Raw genomic sequence first — 14,773 nt, 5'->3', positions numbered from 1 at the left:
CTCAGGCGCGTCGTTCTGCTTGGTCGGCGTTTCTTGCCGGCTTAGCAGAAAACCAAACTTGAAGACTCGGTTCCTTCGAGGCTTCAAGTTGTGTTCGCACCGATCCAGCCCATATCTGCCGGCCGGTAAAGCGAAGGGCCCACCAGGTTGCCTAGTTTTAGTCTCACTGTTGTTGCTAGAGCAGACATGACTGGCATCTTGGAACTTTCAACCTTTGGCGGCAAATCAAAAGACGGCTCAAAATCGAGATAATTCGATTCTGAGCCGCCTTATTTGTTTAGTTAGTCTTCGTACTGGCCGACAACGGGAAGTTTCTTGAGGACCTTCCGACCGTGAGGAGACTGGCCGTCGATAACGCTGGTCAGCTCTTGGCCGGCAAGGTTACCGTGATGTTTTCCGCCAGCCCAGGCATCAACGCCGGTGACATCGTACACAACGCCAGCAACCGCCACGTAAGCCGGTTGACCGTCTTGACCGTTAAACTTCGCTAATTCTGCTTTGTTAAATACTTTTTCACTCACAAGACTCACCACCTGTTTAATTTACACTAATAGTAAACTGGATTATCTAATAACACAAGCAATTTGGTTTTCAAGTGATAAGTCAGCTTGAAACAGCTAGTCGAAATGGTTGTCGGGACGGATGATTGGTTCGGCAACTGGGGTAAATGAAGCGTCCACACAAGCGGAGTCAGCCAGGCTTTGCCTTCAAGTTTTCGCGTATTTTGTGATACAGTAAATAAAAAAGGAGTTGAGCGGGGCATGAAGACCCTAGTATTAGTTTCGCACCCTAGGTTAGCCGATTCGACCAGTCAACAATTTTTAAAAGCTAGTTTACCGCCACAGAATGTGACTTGGGAGCACCTGGAGAGTCAGCAGAAATTCGATGTCGACCGGGAACAGGACCAGTTACGGCAGGCTGACCGGATTATTTTACAATTTCCCTTGTATTGGTACGCGGCACCGGCTGGGTTGAAGCAGTGGGAAGACGATGTGTTGACCCGAACGTTCGTGTACGGGGACCATCGTTTTCCACTGGCCGATAAGGAGCTGGGAATTGTGGTGACGACGGGAATGCCAGAGAAGGCCTTTCAGCGGGGCGGCGCCGAGGGCCTCACGTTGGATGCGGCATTGGCACCGTTGGCCGCTGTGGCTGCGCGAGCCCACGTGCGTTGGTTGCCGACCTTTCCCATTTATCAGTTTGCCTACCTTGAAGAACCGGAAAAGTTACAACTGGTCGTGGACTACCAGCGTTATCTCACGCAAGCCCAGCCGGATAGCTTAGAACAGCGGCAATCCTGGTTCGCTCATAAGTTACCCGCCATGATCGATCAATTGCCGCCGGAGCAACAAGCCACCGGGCGACTGATTCAAGCCGAGTTTGATCAACAAAAGGACGATATCGAAGCATTGGCCGATACGCTGGCCATGATTAAGGAGCAGGAAGATGACTGAGCAGGCAGAGTGGTTACACACACAGATTGAAACGTTGGCCAGCCAGCAGGCCCAGTTCACCAACCGAGCATTTTGGCTGGCACTAGATAAATTGGTTGCCGAGCAGGACCGCCGTAACGATCAATTACAGGGCGAGGTCGATGGTCGTAGCTGGCGGCCAGACCGTTGGTGAGATGTTGGAATGGACGTAGAAAAAGGCGGTTAGTCAATGAGCAATTAACGTCGCTAGACAAAGAATCCCGGTTCTGGATTATTTGTCTAGCGGGGTTAATCGGGGGTGACTGCCTTCTGTTGCACGTTTTGACCATATACGTTCGGAGCGCAAAAAGGGTCTGGGACTTTTGTCCTAAACCCTTAGTAAGAATTTTTAGTAATCGCGGTTCTGCGCTGCCCAGTGATTGACGGGGCCAAACTTGTGACCAACTTCAATGGGACTGCCGATTGCCGTGTTGACGAATTGCTTGGCAATTTCGATGGCCCGTTTCATAGGAGTTCCCTTAGCTAGTTCAGCGGTGATACATGCCGAAAGTGAGTCGCCAGTACCGTTGACGCGGTCCGTTTGGTGGTAAGGTTCGCTCAACCAAAACTCTTCACCAGATTCAAGCAGGACAAAGTCACGGACCTCCGTCTGGTCGGTGTTGGCGTGACTCCCTTTGGCAATGATGTTTTTGGCTCCCATTTGCTGCATCTTATGAGCGGCCTTGACCATGTCATCGGCGGACGTAATGGTTATTTCAGCAATTTTTTCGGACTCGTAAAAGTTTGGAGTCAAGACGGTGGCTAGTGGGAGCAGGGTGGTTCGTAACGTATTGAACGCGCTCTCCTCCAGCAGCTGGTTGCCATGTTTGGTCATGATCACAGGATCGACGACCAGTGGGCCAAAATCAGATTTTTGGTAGTTCTTCACAACATCGTTGATCAATTCCGAGTCAGCGAGCATTCCTGTCTTGGCTGCCCGGATGTGGTAGTCAGCGGCAAGGTCCGCAAATTCTTGGTCAATGAAGTCGGTGGGCATGGGAACACTGGCGTGGATGCCGTAAGAATTGCCGGCCACACACGCGGTAATGACGGACGCCCCGTAAACCTGACGGGCGAAAAAGGTGTGTAAATCGGCTTGCATACCGGCGCTGCCATCGCTATCAGACCCAGCAATGGTGAGGGCTTGTGGATAAGAATTAACAACCATGAGTCATCGAACCTCCGCTTTAAATTTAGAACAGCCTCAGCATAGCATAAGTGACTAGGTAAAGGCCAACGATATCGGGTATAAATTTTGTTATACTGACTTACGCCCTTAAGCCATGCGGAATAAGGGATTTGCGATGTTGACAAACAAACTTGTGCGACTGATTATGGCGTGCCTATCAAGGGGGTCAATCGCTGTAAATGACGTTGTGGATTGAAAAATCGGTCTTATCTCAACTTGAGGTCATGTAAGCTAGATTGATCCAATATCACTTGCTGGGCTAACACCGTATCAAGTGTTGATAGGAACGCAGGCGTGTCATGCCACTTGGGGTCGGTAAGGTGGCGGTATAACCAGGTTGTCAAGTGTACAGTCATTTCAGAGGAGGGGATTGCCATGAGAACAGAAATTGTCCGGCCATTGAGCTGGTGTGCTGCCGGAATCATCGCCAGTTGGGTTGCCGTAATGGGGTCGGTGGGTGTGCTGTATCGTCACTTTCCCAACGAACCACTGACTTTAACGTTCGGATTAGCACTAACTGTGATAAGCTTAATAGGGATTGTTCGTTCTGCACGCCGGGGGCCATGGTGGTGTCTGATACCAACAACGGTGGTTGCGATTGCCGCTACGATTGGAATAATCACTGATAGCACACTGTTACTGCTGGGATTGACAATCTCCGGTTTTTATTGAAAATGTTCGTTAAATCGATCAGGAGGAAAGTACGCATGTTAATTCAACAAGGACGTATTGAAAACGCCAAGCAACCACAAGATATTCGAATCGAGGATGGCAAATTTACAGCTATTGCTGACCATTTAACGCCCCAAGATAACGAAGAGGTCATCGATGCTCAGAACAAACTGATTATCCCACCATTCGTTGATCCACATGTTCATTTGGACAGTACCATGACGGCTGGGGATCCGGAATGGAATCAATCGGGAACGTTATTTGACGGAATTCGAATCTGGTCCGAGCGGAAGAAGACGTTGAGTATTGAAGACGTCAAGACGCGGGCCCGGATGGCACTGGAACGCCAAGCAGCCAATGGTATCCAATTCGTACGGTCACACGTGGATGTCACTGATCCTAGTCTGACGGCGCTTAAGGCGTTGATTGAAGTTCGTGATGAGGTCAAAGACTTTATCGAACTGCAACTGGTTGCGTTCCCTCAAGAAGGAATCTTATCCTTCCCCCACGGTAAGGAATTGATGGAGCAGGCGGCTAAATTAGGTGTCGACGTTATTGGGGCCATTCCGCATTTTGAATTTACCCGTGAATACAGTGTGGAATCACTCCACTTCGCCGTTGAATTGGCGCAGAAGTACGGCAAGCTTGTTGACGCCCACTGTGACGAAATCGATGACCCAGCTTCTCGTGGCCTGGAAACGCTAGCTACATTGGCGCTGGAAACCGGTTTGGGCGACCAAGTCACGGCTAGCCATACCACGGCGATGGGTTCATACAATAACGCTTATGCTTACAAATTGATGCGCTTGCTACAAATGTCGCACATCAACATGATTTCTAACCCCCTGATCAATACCCACTTGGGTGGCCGTTTCGACACTTATCCAAAGCGTCGGGGCTTAACGCGGGTTAAGGAGTTGAACGCTGCCGGGGTTAACGTTGCCTTTGGTGAAGACGACATTAAGGACCCTTGGTACCCAATGGGTGATGGGAACATGTTGGATTCCCTCCACATGGGGATTCACGTGACCCAAATGATGGGCTACGATGACATTATGAATTCTTACCAATTCGTCACGACCCACGGGGCCAAGGCGATGCATGTGACCGACCACTATGGCATCGAAGTCGGCAAGCCAGCCAACTTAGTCATCATGAATAACGATAACTTCTACGACGCCTTGAATCAACGTTCAGAAGTGCTCTACTCCATTCATCATGGTAAGACCATCGTGAAGACGGACCCTAAGCAAGTTCATATGAATCTGTAATTGGTCAGTTAAAATTCAAGCAAACGAAAAGCGCTGCGGTAGAATTTTACCGAGGCGCTTATTTGATGAAATTATTTTTTAGCATGTGCTTTCTTGACGGCGGCTACGGTTAACGGCTTCGGCGCAGCGGGTTGTTTCTTTTCCTTGTGTTGTGTACGTAGCTGTTCTTTCAAGACCTCGATTTCGTCGGCGTGTTCGCCTTTCCAATCTTGGTAGGACTTGGCGGAATCGGTATCACCAGGCTTTAGGCCGGTGTTTAACCAGAAGCATGCCTCGGAAAGGCTAGGGAAATTGTGAATCCACAGCGTTTGACCGTTGTCGGAGTCAAAGGCCACATAAGATCGGAAGTGGCGCTTTAAAAAAGTATGTTTCCGAATCTTGAAGGCCTCCCGTTTACGGGTTAGCCGGTAGTCTGGTAAGATGTATTGACCGGAGATGGCGAGTTGTGGAAAACGTTCGTCGCGTTGTTCGTGCTGGTCTTTCAACATGGCACGGGCTTGGTCGACGGAAATAATGGTTGCGCGAATCGGATTCTTCATAAAAAACCCCCTCAAAGATTGAAAAAATAAGTGAAAATGACAGTCTCCGGCCAGTATTCACACTTACTAGGTTAGCATAATCTAAAAGTTATGGAAACAATTTACCCTTTAAATTTTAGGCAAATTTGCGGTTCTGACGGTCAACTACCGAAAAAAGATTGTCTAGGGGGAATTGGAATGGTAACGGGTACACAAATGTGGTAATGGTGGATATGGACAGTATCGGGATAAAGTATGGTAAACTAGCATACATTAGTTCGAAAGCGGGGATACATTTGGCACAGAAATACTACGCGGTTCGGCGGGGCCGGCAACCGGGAATTTATCGGACTTGGCCGGAAACACAAAAACAGGTTAGTGGCTTTTCAGGTGCACAGTACAAAAGTTTTACGACGGAGGCGGGTGCGAAGGCGTTCATGACGGCCAAGGTGACTAGCCCGGCAAAATCAGTAAAAAAAGCCGCTGCTTGGACAACTGAACGGACAGCAACCGTGACGCCAACCATCACGGTTTATACGGATGGTGGGTCACGTAATACGGGAAACGTTGCTGGTGGTCACGTGCGTTCAGTCGACAAGGCCGCCTGGGCGTACCGTATTGAGTTGCCAGAGCAGGCCGTGACGGGTTCCGCTGGTGAATTTGGCGCGACCAATAATCGGATGGAAATTATGGCCTTTCGTAATGCATTGCAACGTTTGGTGGATTTAGGACAAACGCAGGCCGGAATCCAATTCGTTTTGGACTCCCAATACGTACTGAATGCCATCACTAAGGGGTGGCTGGCAGGTTGGAAACGTCGTGGCTGGAAACGTAGTGCCGGACCGCTAGTTAACGCGGAACTCTGGCAAGATGTCGATCGGCTGTTGCCACAATTCAGCCACTTGACTTATCAGTGGACGAAGGGCCATGCGACCAATCAGGGAAATGTCTTTGTCGACCATTTACTGAATGAAACAATGGATGGCATGCATCAGGGAAACAGTCGGCCAGTAAAGACGACAAGAACCGCGCCAACACAGCCTTTGGCGGCATCCAGTGCACCAAAGATGCAACATCAGGCGGATACGGATCAATCAGTGGCTGATATTGCCCGGAGTCTCCGAAACCTACCGCTTGATGATAATTAAGGGTATAATGAGACCTAGATTTTACCTGTGGGTCATCTAATTGGGGGGACTAGTACCCGTCAGCTAGGGGCTAGCCAAACACATCTTAAAAAATAGTAAGTAAATGGGGTACCGAATCATGCAAGCAAAATTAATTCCATATCTGGAGTTTGAAAATGCCAAAGAGGCCATTGCCTATTATCAAAGTGTCTTTGGTGCGACCGATGTTTATCGGGTTAGCCCAACGGCCACGGAGGTCGAACAGTTTGGGTTGGAACCAACGGTGGATCTGGACCAAATGACCATGAATGGTGGTTTTCGTATTTTGGGCTTAGATGTTCAATGTGCGGATGCTTTAATGGGTCAGCCCACCTCGTCAACGTTGATCTCGTTGATGTTGACGGTGGATGAAGATGACAGTGCTAGTGTTAAAGCACTCGATACGCTTTACCAGCGGTTGGTTAAGTCAGACGTCAAGGTCATCAGTCCCTTCTCCAAGGTAACTGGTGGCAAGATGGGGCAAATTGTTGATGCGTATGGTATTACCTGGATTTTACGGGAACAAACCATGCCAAACCAACCCGCGTCAGCTGAAGACTAGTGAGACCTAGTGCATAGTTATATTTGGATTAAAGCGGAGGTTGTGACTGGGAATGGTCACGACCTTTTTTATTTGGAGAAGAGTCTCAATTATTGAATGATTTTTGGTTTTGATTAACGTTTAAGTGCAGAAGATAATGCCAAATTTGAGCGTATGACATATAGTCAAAGAAAATGGTGAAGGTGGCATACTTATGGTTTGGAGTCGGAATGAAGATGCTACGGATGCATTAAATAATGGATTTACGTCAAGTATGTCCGTTGTTAAAAATTATGTTGACCGAGGTAATTTGGACCGCAAATTGGACAGAATAATTATGCGCGAATTTTCTCAGCGAGGAAGACAAGTGCTGGTTTATGGGCCAATTGGGGTTGAAAGGACAAATGTGGTCTTGGACTACTTAAAGATGCTAGAGAAATCTCATGGTACTAAAAGTGTTCGGGTCACTATGAGCAGTAAAACGACGATGGAGAGTTTTACTACGGATGTGGTTGGTAAATTGCATTTAAGTAGAGTTCAGATTAACGAAGACGGTGTTGAGTTCAAAGAGGACCTGTGTTGGTTTTCTTTAAGATCCGAGTTGCAGAGTCAAAGCATAAATCAAACTATCACTGAACAATACAGGGGCGTCGATGATTTCGTGATTATTGAAGAAGTGCTGTTCAGGCGTAATATAGTTCTGATTGTTGATGACATGGAAAATCTATCAAATGATGCTGATAGCCTCAGAGTAAGATTGGCAGAAATGGCGAAGAACATGTCAGATGATGCTATTAATTACGAAAATTCGTATGCCAAAATTGTCTTTATCGGTATTGCCAAAACGGCTAAGGAACTTTGGAATGATGTTCAGTCATTGAGAAGTCGATTGGCAACGATAGCAGTACCACATTTAAACAGAGCAGAGGGTAAGCAGATTATTAAAACCGGTTGGGGTAGCGTCAATCTGAAGGTAACTAAACAGTTGATTGGTAGCACACTTTATGTCTCTACTAGGAAAAAGTTGTAGGAGAAAAAATGATCAGAGCCGGAGACGGTCAGGGATGCAGCTAGCTGTGTCGAGGTGGAAGCCTTGACTCTCAGGCTGGAACCGGCCCCATAGCAGGTGAAATCCCCGGCAGCCGTAATGCGAGCGCTGTTCCAGTCCGTTTTGGGCAGTGTGGTATCATGAAGGGCAAGAGGAGTGATTGATGATATGGCAACAGAACGGGAAAAAATGACAGCCGGTCAGCCCTACGAACAATTTGATAAGGAACTGATCGACCGCCGAGTTTTAGCGCGGAAGCAACTTAAGGCAGCCAATCAGTTGGACGATAACAAGCAGCGTAACGCCGCTTATAAGGAATTGATTACGGACACGGGGGATGACTTCTTCGTTGAAGCCAGCTTCATGTTTGACTATGGCTGGAATATTCATATCGGCGACCATTTTTACGGCAACTACGATATGACCTTCCTTGACACCTGCCCAATCACGATTGGGGAGCACTGCTACTTTGGCCCTAACATTGGTCTGTACACGCCAGTTCACCCACTGAATGCGATGGCGCGGAACAACGATGTCGAAATGGGCGCGCCAATTACTATCGGCGACAATGCCTGGCTGGGTGGTCGCGTGACCATCCTGCCTGGGGTTACCCTGGGCAATAACGTGGTCGTCGGTGCTGGTTCCGTCGTGACTAAATCATTTGGTGACGACGTAGTGATTGCCGGCAATCCTGCACGCATTATTAAGCAGATCGACAACAGCTCGGTTGGGGATCAACAAGCACGGGAACAATGGCCGGATAAGTTGAAAAAGTAGCCGTGATCGACCCTGATTTTAAATTCTAATCATATTCTTAGATTACTATGGTTATCGGCTGTGTAACCGCTTTATTCCCAATAGAAAAAACTTATCTATCCGCAAGATTTTACTAATTAATCTGACCGCGTATAATAGACTTTGGATATCGTTTCAGAGAGATTGACAAAGGCAATTTGTATTTAACGTTTAAGCGCTGTACAGGTGGCTCGCATGACGACCCCAGCTACAGCGCTTTTTTCGTACAATCTCACCGGACATCATCCGCTGGAAGCCTGGCTTTCAGGAAACAAATGAGGAGGATTATTTATTTTAGCGCGTAAAAATATTGATAAGTTAGTATTCGTGCCAACCATCGTTTTATTTATTCTCGCGTCATTGCTATTTATCTTAGGTGGGAGTCAACTGCAAGCCACACTAAGTTCAATATTGAACTGGATTGATACTCGCATGTCATGGGCATATATGATGGTGTACGTGGTCAACTTTTTATTTTTTATGTATTTGGCATTTGGTAAGTTTGGGAAAGTCAAATTAGGCGATCCCGATGACAAGCCTCACTACAGTAACTTCCAGTGGGGAAGCATGGTGTTCGCAACGGCCATCGATGCCAGTATCTTAATGCTGTCGATTGTCGATCCGTTACGGTACCTGCAGCATCCAGCGTTTGGTTTCAAGCCATTCTCTAGCAATGCGTACAGTGCCGCTCACATGTTGGGCCAATTCAACTGGGGGCCAATGGCGTGGATGATGTTTGCGCCGGCCACGATTGCAATTGCCTACGTCTTGTACGTTAAGCATGCTAAGGTTCAACGGGTCAGTGCCGCCATCACCAGTCTTCAAGGCGATAGCACGGGGAAAGTTGTTGCCCGTCACGTGGTCGACTTTTTGGTCGTCTTCGGAATCATGGGTGGTATCGGATCATCCGTTGGGATGGAAATTCCGATTATCTCCAAAGTGCTTAGCCGGCTTACCGGTGTTCAAGATAATTTAATGCTGAAAATTGAACTCTTTATCATTCTGTTTATCCTGTTTGCCGTCACGGTCTTCCATGGCCTGAATGGTGGGATCAACCGCTTAAGCTCCGCTCACATCTGGACGGCGCTAGGATTATTGGCTATCATTTTAATTATCGGACCAACGATTTATATTTTAAATTCTGAAACAAATAGTATTGGGTTGATGGCGCAGAAGTTTATTGCGATGTCGACCAACACCTTGCCTAATGGTGGGGATAGTACCGCTCAGCAGGAAACGATTTTCTACTGGGGCTGGTGGTTGTCTTACATGCCGGTTATGGGACTGTTCATCGCTCGAATCTCTAAGGGCCGGACGATTCGTCAGGTCTTAGTCGGGATGTTAACGTATGGGGCCTTAGGTTGTATGAGTTTCTACGCCATCTTTGGGGGTTACTCCTTGTGGCTACAACAGACCGGGGCCGTTAACTTGGTCCACATCTTAAATACGCAGGGTCAAGCCGCCGTGGTCGCCACGGTGATTGCAACGTTGCCATTTAAGATGATTATCTTAGCCTTGTACTGTATCTCATGTTTTATCTTCTTGGCGACGACGATTTCGTCTTCCGCCTTCATCGTCTCATCATTTACCAGTCTTAACTTGGATGATGGCGAAGAACCTAGTCGCTGGAACCGGATGATCTGGGTCGTTGTCTTCATCATCTTCTCCTTCGGGATCGTGATGGTTGGTGGTTTCAAGACCGTTCAAACGGTTTCGACGATTGCTGGCTTCCCATTGATGTTTGTCTGCATTCTGTTGCTGCATTCCATTTGGCACATGTTGGCAGCCAAACCAAAGCCAGTTCCCGTTGTGGTACCACAGCCGGTGGTAATTCGCCGCATCACGGTCGAATTACCACGTGCCGTTCGCGGGCCAATGATTTTGTCCCCAGACCACGCACGGTAATTAATTCAATCAAATAAAGCCAGTACCCGCGATCGCTATCGGTTGCGGGTACTGTTGTCTTTCGGGACTGGTTGAAATTGGTCGCACTGCGGCTGCCAGAGACTACGCCTGCTGTGGGGCCGTTTCAGCCTGGAAAATCACCAGTCTTCTCACTCGTTTTGAAGCCACGCCAAAAGCGCGTGTCTTCAAAATCGCCCATGGTGTAGGCTAGCAAAGAACGCCAGCCAACGCCATTACCACGGCTGGCTCCGTCTCTGGCCGCCTCCGGCTTTGACAGCTTTTTACCAGTGGTCAAGTTGAGAGGCCGACATTTCTCGATTTCAATTAAGATCGTGTCAATACTATCGGCGTAGCTAGGTGGTTAATTGAATTGTTATTTTGCGATTAAGTTTAAGTTCGTTCGAGAGTAGTGTGGGAGAAAGTTTTCTATTCTGTCATCGCAATTATCACAGGCGTGGAGTGATAATTGTCGGTCGAAGACAACGACTGATTGTTAGGACAACGATATGTGGCTTCCATTTGATATTATAGTGAAACCACAATCGAAGCCGGAGGAGGACAGGGATGGAGCCAGCTGTGTTGACGATGTTTGTCGGGGTTCTTTCCCGACTTACATCGTGGGACGACCTGAGAGACACGTGGTTTTCGTGGCTTTCAGGCGAGCCGGAAGCCCGTACCACAGGCTGGAGGCGGTCCCCATAGCAGGCGGAATTCCTGGCAGCCGCAGTGCGACCAATTACCATCAATCTACTTACTCACTTACAGTACGATTTTTAGTTTAGTTATGATACAATGAAGCCGAATCATCCATTGGAGGGAATTATATTTATGGCAGATGAAAGTACCAACGACGAAGCGACCAATCCGCTGTTTTTCCGGCGAATTTTGATTACCATCGATGAAGACGACCGGCCATCAACCAGTCGGGCGTTTCGCTTTGCACTGACTATGGCGCGTGATTATCAGGCTCACCTGGGCATTGCGTCCGTCCTGGAAAGCGATGATATTAGCATCTATGAGTCTTTAATGCCCACGAAATTAAATGAAAAACGTGATCACTTGCGGAGCATTGTTCAGGAATATGCGGCGAAGGCGAAAGCCTTTGGCGTCAATGATGTTCGGTCCATTGTTGCCGAGGGTGGCGACGTGGACGACGTGGTTTTACAGAAAATCATTCCGGACTTCCAACCGGACCTAGTTGTCTGTGGCGCTGATGTTGATTTTGCTAGCCATGGTCATCCCGGGGCTATCGGGTTGCGTCTGGCGAAGAAATCTGACGTTTCAGTTATTGTGATTCGCTAGAAAAGAGGCGTGAGCCAAAGAATGGTTAGCTGGTTATCGAGTTTAAGCGAAGCCAGCAGCCTTTTGGCGCCCGTTTCAGCAAAACAAGTTTAAAAGACACCAAAGGGTCTGGGACTTTTGTCCCGGACCCTTTGGTGTATAATATATCTTACTAATACGGTCACAGTAAAAGGGGGAGTTGACGATGCAAACTAGGTCAATTCGAGGATTTCTGTTTGATCTGCACGGCGTCATTGCGGACTCGTGGCAATACCATTTGGAATCATGGCAGGCGATTGCGACAGAGCTGCGAGTTCCCTGGACGGCGGAGTTAACGCGGGTGCTTCCAGGCATGAGCCGTCGGGAGTCACTCATGACGATACTGTCTTCTGTGAATCGACAGGCCGAATTTGATGAGGACCAGTTGTTAGCCATTACGGACCATGAAAATGAGCTGTATCGCCAATTCATTGCACAAATGACGCCGGCGAACCGGTTACCCGGGATCACCGCTTTTCTCGACGAGTTGCAGGCCGCCAACTACCCGTTAGCACTTGCCTCGGCCTCAACGAACGCCCCAGCCGAAATCAAACGGTTGGGATTGACGCACGTATTTACAAAAATCGTTGCGGCAGAGAAGCTACGCGCCAGTAAGCCGGCACCGGATGTGTACCTGGCCGCCGCCAAGCTGATCAATCAAGCCCCACAACGGTGTGTGGCCTTAGAGGATACCGTTACCGGTGTTCAAGCGGCCAAGGCTGCCGGCTGCCTAACGATTGGCATTAACACTGAGGCGTTACCCGGCGCAGACGCCAGGCTGGCGACGACGGCTGAACTTAGTCTTGCAGCCGTGCAGCGGGTACTCGGTCTGCCAATTGCTTAAGTAGAAAGTCTTTTAGAACGATGGCTTGGTTGTGGGTCTCATCCTTAGCGCCATAGAGTAGAATCACGTCTTGGTCGGGTAATTGACCCGCTAACAGATCTAAGAAGTCTGAGAGGACCGGATTGGCCTGTAATTCGGCCAAGTAGCGTTGCTGGAACTCAGGAAACTTTTCGGGATCGTGATTAAACCATTTCCGTAGGTCGGTCGAAGGGCCGATTTCTTTTTCCCACGTGGCGAGTTGCGCGTTTACTTTAGAAATTCCACGGGGCCATAGGCGGTCGACCAGAACACGATAGCCGTTAAGATCAGCTGGCTTTGTGTAAATTCGTTCGCATTTGATTGCCATAAAAGATCATCTCCATGAGTCCATTTTAGCATAGCATTTTCAGAGGGGAAGTTTTAATCATGCAGGATACAATCGGTGAATTTTATACAGGACGGCCAACGGAACAAATTGCCCGGGAGCTATTGGGCCACGAGTTAGTTTACAAGACACCGGCGGGAACCATGAGTGGGTGGATCGTCGAGGCCGAGGCCTATCTTGGTGAACAGGATACGGCGGCGCATGCGTTTAATGGTCGTCATACGGCAGCCAACGCAGCGTTGTATGACGCGCCAGGAACAATTTACATTTACATTTTGCGGGGCTACTACATGTTTGATGTGGCCGCACAGCCCGAGGGGACACCACAGGGGATTCTGATTCGTGGCATCGAACCGCATCTGGGTCTGGACCTCATGCAGCAGAATCGTGATAAGCCGGTTCCGGACGTGACCAATGGGCCGGGCAAGCTGATGGCGGCACTGGGAATCCAATCTAAGGATTTGAATCGGACGATGTTGGGCGCCAATCAGCTGACGATTACCCCCGACGTGACGCGTCAGCCAAAGCACATTGCCGCAACATCACGAGTCGGCGTGAGCGCTGGTAGCTGGCAGGATCGGCCCCTGCGTTACACGGTGGCGGGGAATCCATTCGTTTCTGGCAGTCGAAAGCGCGACTGGGATCGTGAAAATCATGGCTGGCAGGACTAGTCGGCAGTCGTTTGGCTTGTTATAATAAGCGCATAATGGTTAAGGGATGGCTAATTTAAATGAATGTTGATATTTTTATCGAAACACGAAAGCGACTCCATTTGTCGCAGGACCAGCTGGCCCGGGGAATCTGTACGCAGGCGACCTTAAGCAAATTCGAACGAAACGGCAAAGTGCCGTCACTAAAAATCTTACTGCAACTCTGTGACCGGTTGGAACTGACCCTAAACGATCTCTTTCCGTTGAATCACGATGAGGATTCTGTGCGTTCAAAGACGCTGGAACAGGCTGAGTTTCAGCTATTGCAAGGGGAGTATGACCAAGTCAAGGCTAGCTTAAAGCAGCTGGGCGACCCAGCAAACGGGACCGTCAACTTTCAAATGCGTTTTTACTTTATTCGTGGCTATCTGACTGCACTCAATGGCGGGACGATTGCGGACGCGCTCTATGATTTTTCCCAAATTTTAAATCGGTTTGACGAGGGCCATCACTCAATGTACGCGACGTTGGCTTATACGGGGATGGGAATTGCCTATAGCAACCATTGCGATAATGATCGCGCAGCGTTTTACTTCAATAAGGTTGCCGGCGAGGTTCGCAATCTGAACTTCAAGAATCGGCACAACGTTTGGCGTGCGTTGAACGTGGTCTATTATACGGGCCGCTTCTATGGCAAAGTTAATCAGCCAGCGACCAGCAATGACCTGTTGACGTACGGGGTGGAGGTCTGTGCGCAATACCACGTGACCTACTACCTGGCCCGCATTCTCTATCAACGAGCATCTAACCGACGAGACCAGCACGCTGATCCCGCCGCCATTCGTCAGGATCTACAGGATGCCGCCGCCTTTGCGCGGTTGAACGATAACCAGAAGTTGTTACAGCACATTGCAAACTTTTCTTTAGACTAATGCCGATACCCCTGAATGGTTTGTGGAATGTTCTAATTGAAGAAATGCAACTTAAGGTAGAGACTAATTACCATCCAGTGTGGGTC

The 14,773-nt window shown here is 48.7% G+C and carries 17 protein-coding genes; 13 read left to right on the top strand and 4 right to left on the bottom strand.

The genetic code is table 11. From position 1 onward, the window contains the following. Window positions 1-281: 281 nt before the first annotated feature. Window positions 282-521, bottom strand: a complete 240-nt coding sequence (locus FC99_RS09150) for a cytochrome b5 domain-containing protein (protein WP_048734895.1) — start codon at window positions 519-521, stop codon at window positions 282-284. 240 nt (window positions 522-761) lie between these two features. On the opposite strand from FC99_RS09150, the gene FC99_RS09145 reads away from it, so the two are divergent. Together FC99_RS09145 and FC99_RS09140 are read left to right on the top strand one after the other, a co-directional pair. Beyond that, entirely contained in the window at window positions 762-1,454 is a 693-nt protein-coding gene (locus tag FC99_RS09145) for an NAD(P)H-dependent oxidoreductase (RefSeq protein ID WP_048734898.1), read from the top strand. Next, window positions 1,447-1,626, top strand: coding sequence for a hypothetical protein (locus tag FC99_RS09140; protein WP_048734900.1), 180 nt, complete (start codon window positions 1,447-1,449; stop codon window positions 1,624-1,626). The genes FC99_RS09145 and FC99_RS09140 overlap by 8 nt, the downstream gene beginning before the upstream one ends. Window positions 1,627-1,821: 195 nt before the next feature. On the opposite strand, the gene thiD is transcribed toward FC99_RS09140, so the two are convergent. Continuing rightward, window positions 1,822-2,640, bottom strand: coding sequence for a bifunctional hydroxymethylpyrimidine kinase/phosphomethylpyrimidine kinase (thiD, locus tag FC99_RS09135; protein ID WP_048734902.1), 819 nt, complete (start codon window positions 2,638-2,640; stop codon window positions 1,822-1,824). Between the two features lie 396 nt (window positions 2,641-3,036). On the opposite strand from thiD, the gene FC99_RS09130 reads away from it, so the two are divergent. Both FC99_RS09130 and codA read left to right on the top strand, forming a co-directional pair. After that, window positions 3,037-3,333, top strand: a complete 297-nt coding sequence (locus FC99_RS09130) for a hypothetical protein (RefSeq protein WP_048734905.1) — start codon at window positions 3,037-3,039, stop codon at window positions 3,331-3,333. A 35-nt stretch (window positions 3,334-3,368) separates the two neighbouring features. Next, the gene (codA, locus tag FC99_RS09125) at window positions 3,369-4,604 is read left to right on the top strand and encodes a cytosine deaminase (RefSeq protein ID WP_048734908.1); all 1,236 of its coding nucleotides are present in this window, start codon (window positions 3,369-3,371) and stop codon (window positions 4,602-4,604) included. 71 nt (window positions 4,605-4,675) lie between these two features. Here the strand turns inward: codA and FC99_RS09120 are convergent, their stop codons facing one another. After that, complete coding sequence (locus tag FC99_RS09120) at window positions 4,676-5,143, bottom strand: hypothetical protein (protein WP_048734910.1); 468 nt, start codon at window positions 5,141-5,143, stop codon at window positions 4,676-4,678. A 275-nt stretch (window positions 5,144-5,418) separates the two neighbouring features. On the opposite strand from FC99_RS09120, the gene FC99_RS09115 reads away from it, so the two are divergent. The 7 genes from FC99_RS09115 to FC99_RS09085 all read left to right on the top strand — a co-directional run bounded on the left by FC99_RS09115 (window position 5,419) and on the right by FC99_RS09085 (window position 12,741). Next, window positions 5,419-6,270, top strand: a complete 852-nt coding sequence (locus tag FC99_RS09115; RefSeq protein WP_048736368.1) for a ribonuclease H family protein — start codon at window positions 5,419-5,421, stop codon at window positions 6,268-6,270. 118 nt (window positions 6,271-6,388) lie between these two features. Beyond that, window positions 6,389-6,850, top strand: a complete 462-nt coding sequence (locus tag FC99_RS09110) for a VOC family protein (RefSeq protein ID WP_048734913.1) — start codon at window positions 6,389-6,391, stop codon at window positions 6,848-6,850. A gap of 193 nt (window positions 6,851-7,043) precedes the next feature. Next, window positions 7,044-7,859: an AAA family ATPase gene (locus FC99_RS09105; protein ID WP_048734915.1), complete on the top strand. Its 816-nt coding sequence runs from the start codon at window positions 7,044-7,046 to the stop codon at window positions 7,857-7,859. A 186-nt stretch (window positions 7,860-8,045) separates the two neighbouring features. Beyond that, the gene (locus FC99_RS09100; RefSeq protein WP_048734917.1) at window positions 8,046-8,654 is read left to right on the top strand and encodes a sugar O-acetyltransferase; all 609 of its coding nucleotides are present in this window, start codon (window positions 8,046-8,048) and stop codon (window positions 8,652-8,654) included. A 345-nt stretch (window positions 8,655-8,999) separates the two neighbouring features. After that, the gene (locus tag FC99_RS09095; protein WP_048734920.1) at window positions 9,000-10,577 is read left to right on the top strand and encodes a BCCT family transporter; all 1,578 of its coding nucleotides are present in this window, start codon (window positions 9,000-9,002) and stop codon (window positions 10,575-10,577) included. 828 nt (window positions 10,578-11,405) lie between these two features. Beyond that, window positions 11,406-11,879: a universal stress protein gene (locus tag FC99_RS09090; RefSeq protein WP_048734922.1), complete on the top strand. Its 474-nt coding sequence runs from the start codon at window positions 11,406-11,408 to the stop codon at window positions 11,877-11,879. A gap of 184 nt (window positions 11,880-12,063) precedes the next feature. Continuing rightward, on the top strand, window positions 12,064-12,741 hold the full coding sequence (locus FC99_RS09085) for a beta-phosphoglucomutase family hydrolase (RefSeq protein WP_048734925.1): 678 nt from the start codon (window positions 12,064-12,066) through the stop codon (window positions 12,739-12,741). Here FC99_RS09085 and FC99_RS09080 read toward each other — a convergent pair. Further along, window positions 12,695-13,087 (bottom strand): DUF488 domain-containing protein, encoded by a 393-nt coding sequence (locus FC99_RS09080; protein ID WP_048734927.1) that lies wholly within the window; start codon window positions 13,085-13,087, stop codon window positions 12,695-12,697. The genes FC99_RS09085 and FC99_RS09080 overlap by 47 nt on opposite strands. A 59-nt stretch (window positions 13,088-13,146) precedes the next feature. Here FC99_RS09080 and FC99_RS09075 point away from each other — a divergent pair, with 59 nt between their 5' ends. Further along, window positions 13,147-13,776 carry a DNA-3-methyladenine glycosylase gene (locus tag FC99_RS09075; protein ID WP_048734929.1) on the top strand — a complete coding sequence of 210 codons (630 nt, stop codon included), beginning with the start codon at window positions 13,147-13,149 and terminating at the stop codon, window positions 13,774-13,776. A 59-nt stretch (window positions 13,777-13,835) separates the two neighbouring features. Further along, window positions 13,836-14,687, top strand: a complete 852-nt coding sequence (locus tag FC99_RS09070) for a helix-turn-helix transcriptional regulator (RefSeq protein WP_048734932.1) — start codon at window positions 13,836-13,838, stop codon at window positions 14,685-14,687. Window positions 14,688-14,773: the final 86 nt, after the last annotated feature.

The organism is Levilactobacillus koreensis JCM 16448 (assembly GCF_001435525.1).
Lineage (GTDB): Bacteria > Bacillota > Bacilli > Lactobacillales > Lactobacillaceae > Levilactobacillus > Levilactobacillus koreensis.
The sequence above is the reverse complement of the archived record's forward strand: the minus strand, read 5'-3'. Positions and strand labels throughout refer to the sequence as shown.

Bases quoted from the DNA above. Each gene is read 5' to 3' on its own strand.
- FC99_RS09145 (WP_048734898.1), top strand. From the start codon at position 762: ATGAAGACCCTAGTATTAGTTTCGCACCCTAGGTTAGCCGATTCGACC.
- FC99_RS09140 (WP_048734900.1), top strand. From the start codon at position 1,447: ATGACTGAGCAGGCAGAGTGGTTACACACACAGATTGAAACGTTGGCC.
- thiD (WP_048734902.1), bottom strand. From the start codon at position 2,640: ATGGTTGTTAATTCTTATCCACAAGCCCTCACCATTGCTGGGTCTGAT.
- FC99_RS09130 (WP_048734905.1), top strand. From the start codon at position 3,037: ATGAGAACAGAAATTGTCCGGCCATTGAGCTGGTGTGCTGCCGGAATC.
- codA (WP_048734908.1), top strand. From the start codon at position 3,369: ATGTTAATTCAACAAGGACGTATTGAAAACGCCAAGCAACCACAAGAT.
- FC99_RS09120 (WP_048734910.1), bottom strand. From the start codon at position 5,143: ATGAAGAATCCGATTCGCGCAACCATTATTTCCGTCGACCAAGCCCGT.
- FC99_RS09110 (WP_048734913.1), top strand. From the start codon at position 6,389: ATGCAAGCAAAATTAATTCCATATCTGGAGTTTGAAAATGCCAAAGAG.
- FC99_RS09105 (WP_048734915.1), top strand. From the start codon at position 7,044: ATGGTTTGGAGTCGGAATGAAGATGCTACGGATGCATTAAATAATGGA.
- FC99_RS09100 (WP_048734917.1), top strand. From the start codon at position 8,046: ATGGCAACAGAACGGGAAAAAATGACAGCCGGTCAGCCCTACGAACAA.
- FC99_RS09090 (WP_048734922.1), top strand. From the start codon at position 11,406: ATGGCAGATGAAAGTACCAACGACGAAGCGACCAATCCGCTGTTTTTC.
- FC99_RS09085 (WP_048734925.1), top strand. From the start codon at position 12,064: ATGCAAACTAGGTCAATTCGAGGATTTCTGTTTGATCTGCACGGCGTC.
- FC99_RS09080 (WP_048734927.1), bottom strand. From the start codon at position 13,087: ATGGCAATCAAATGCGAACGAATTTACACAAAGCCAGCTGATCTTAAC.
- FC99_RS09075 (WP_048734929.1), top strand. From the start codon at position 13,147: ATGCAGGATACAATCGGTGAATTTTATACAGGACGGCCAACGGAACAA.
- FC99_RS09070 (WP_048734932.1), top strand. From the start codon at position 13,836: ATGAATGTTGATATTTTTATCGAAACACGAAAGCGACTCCATTTGTCG.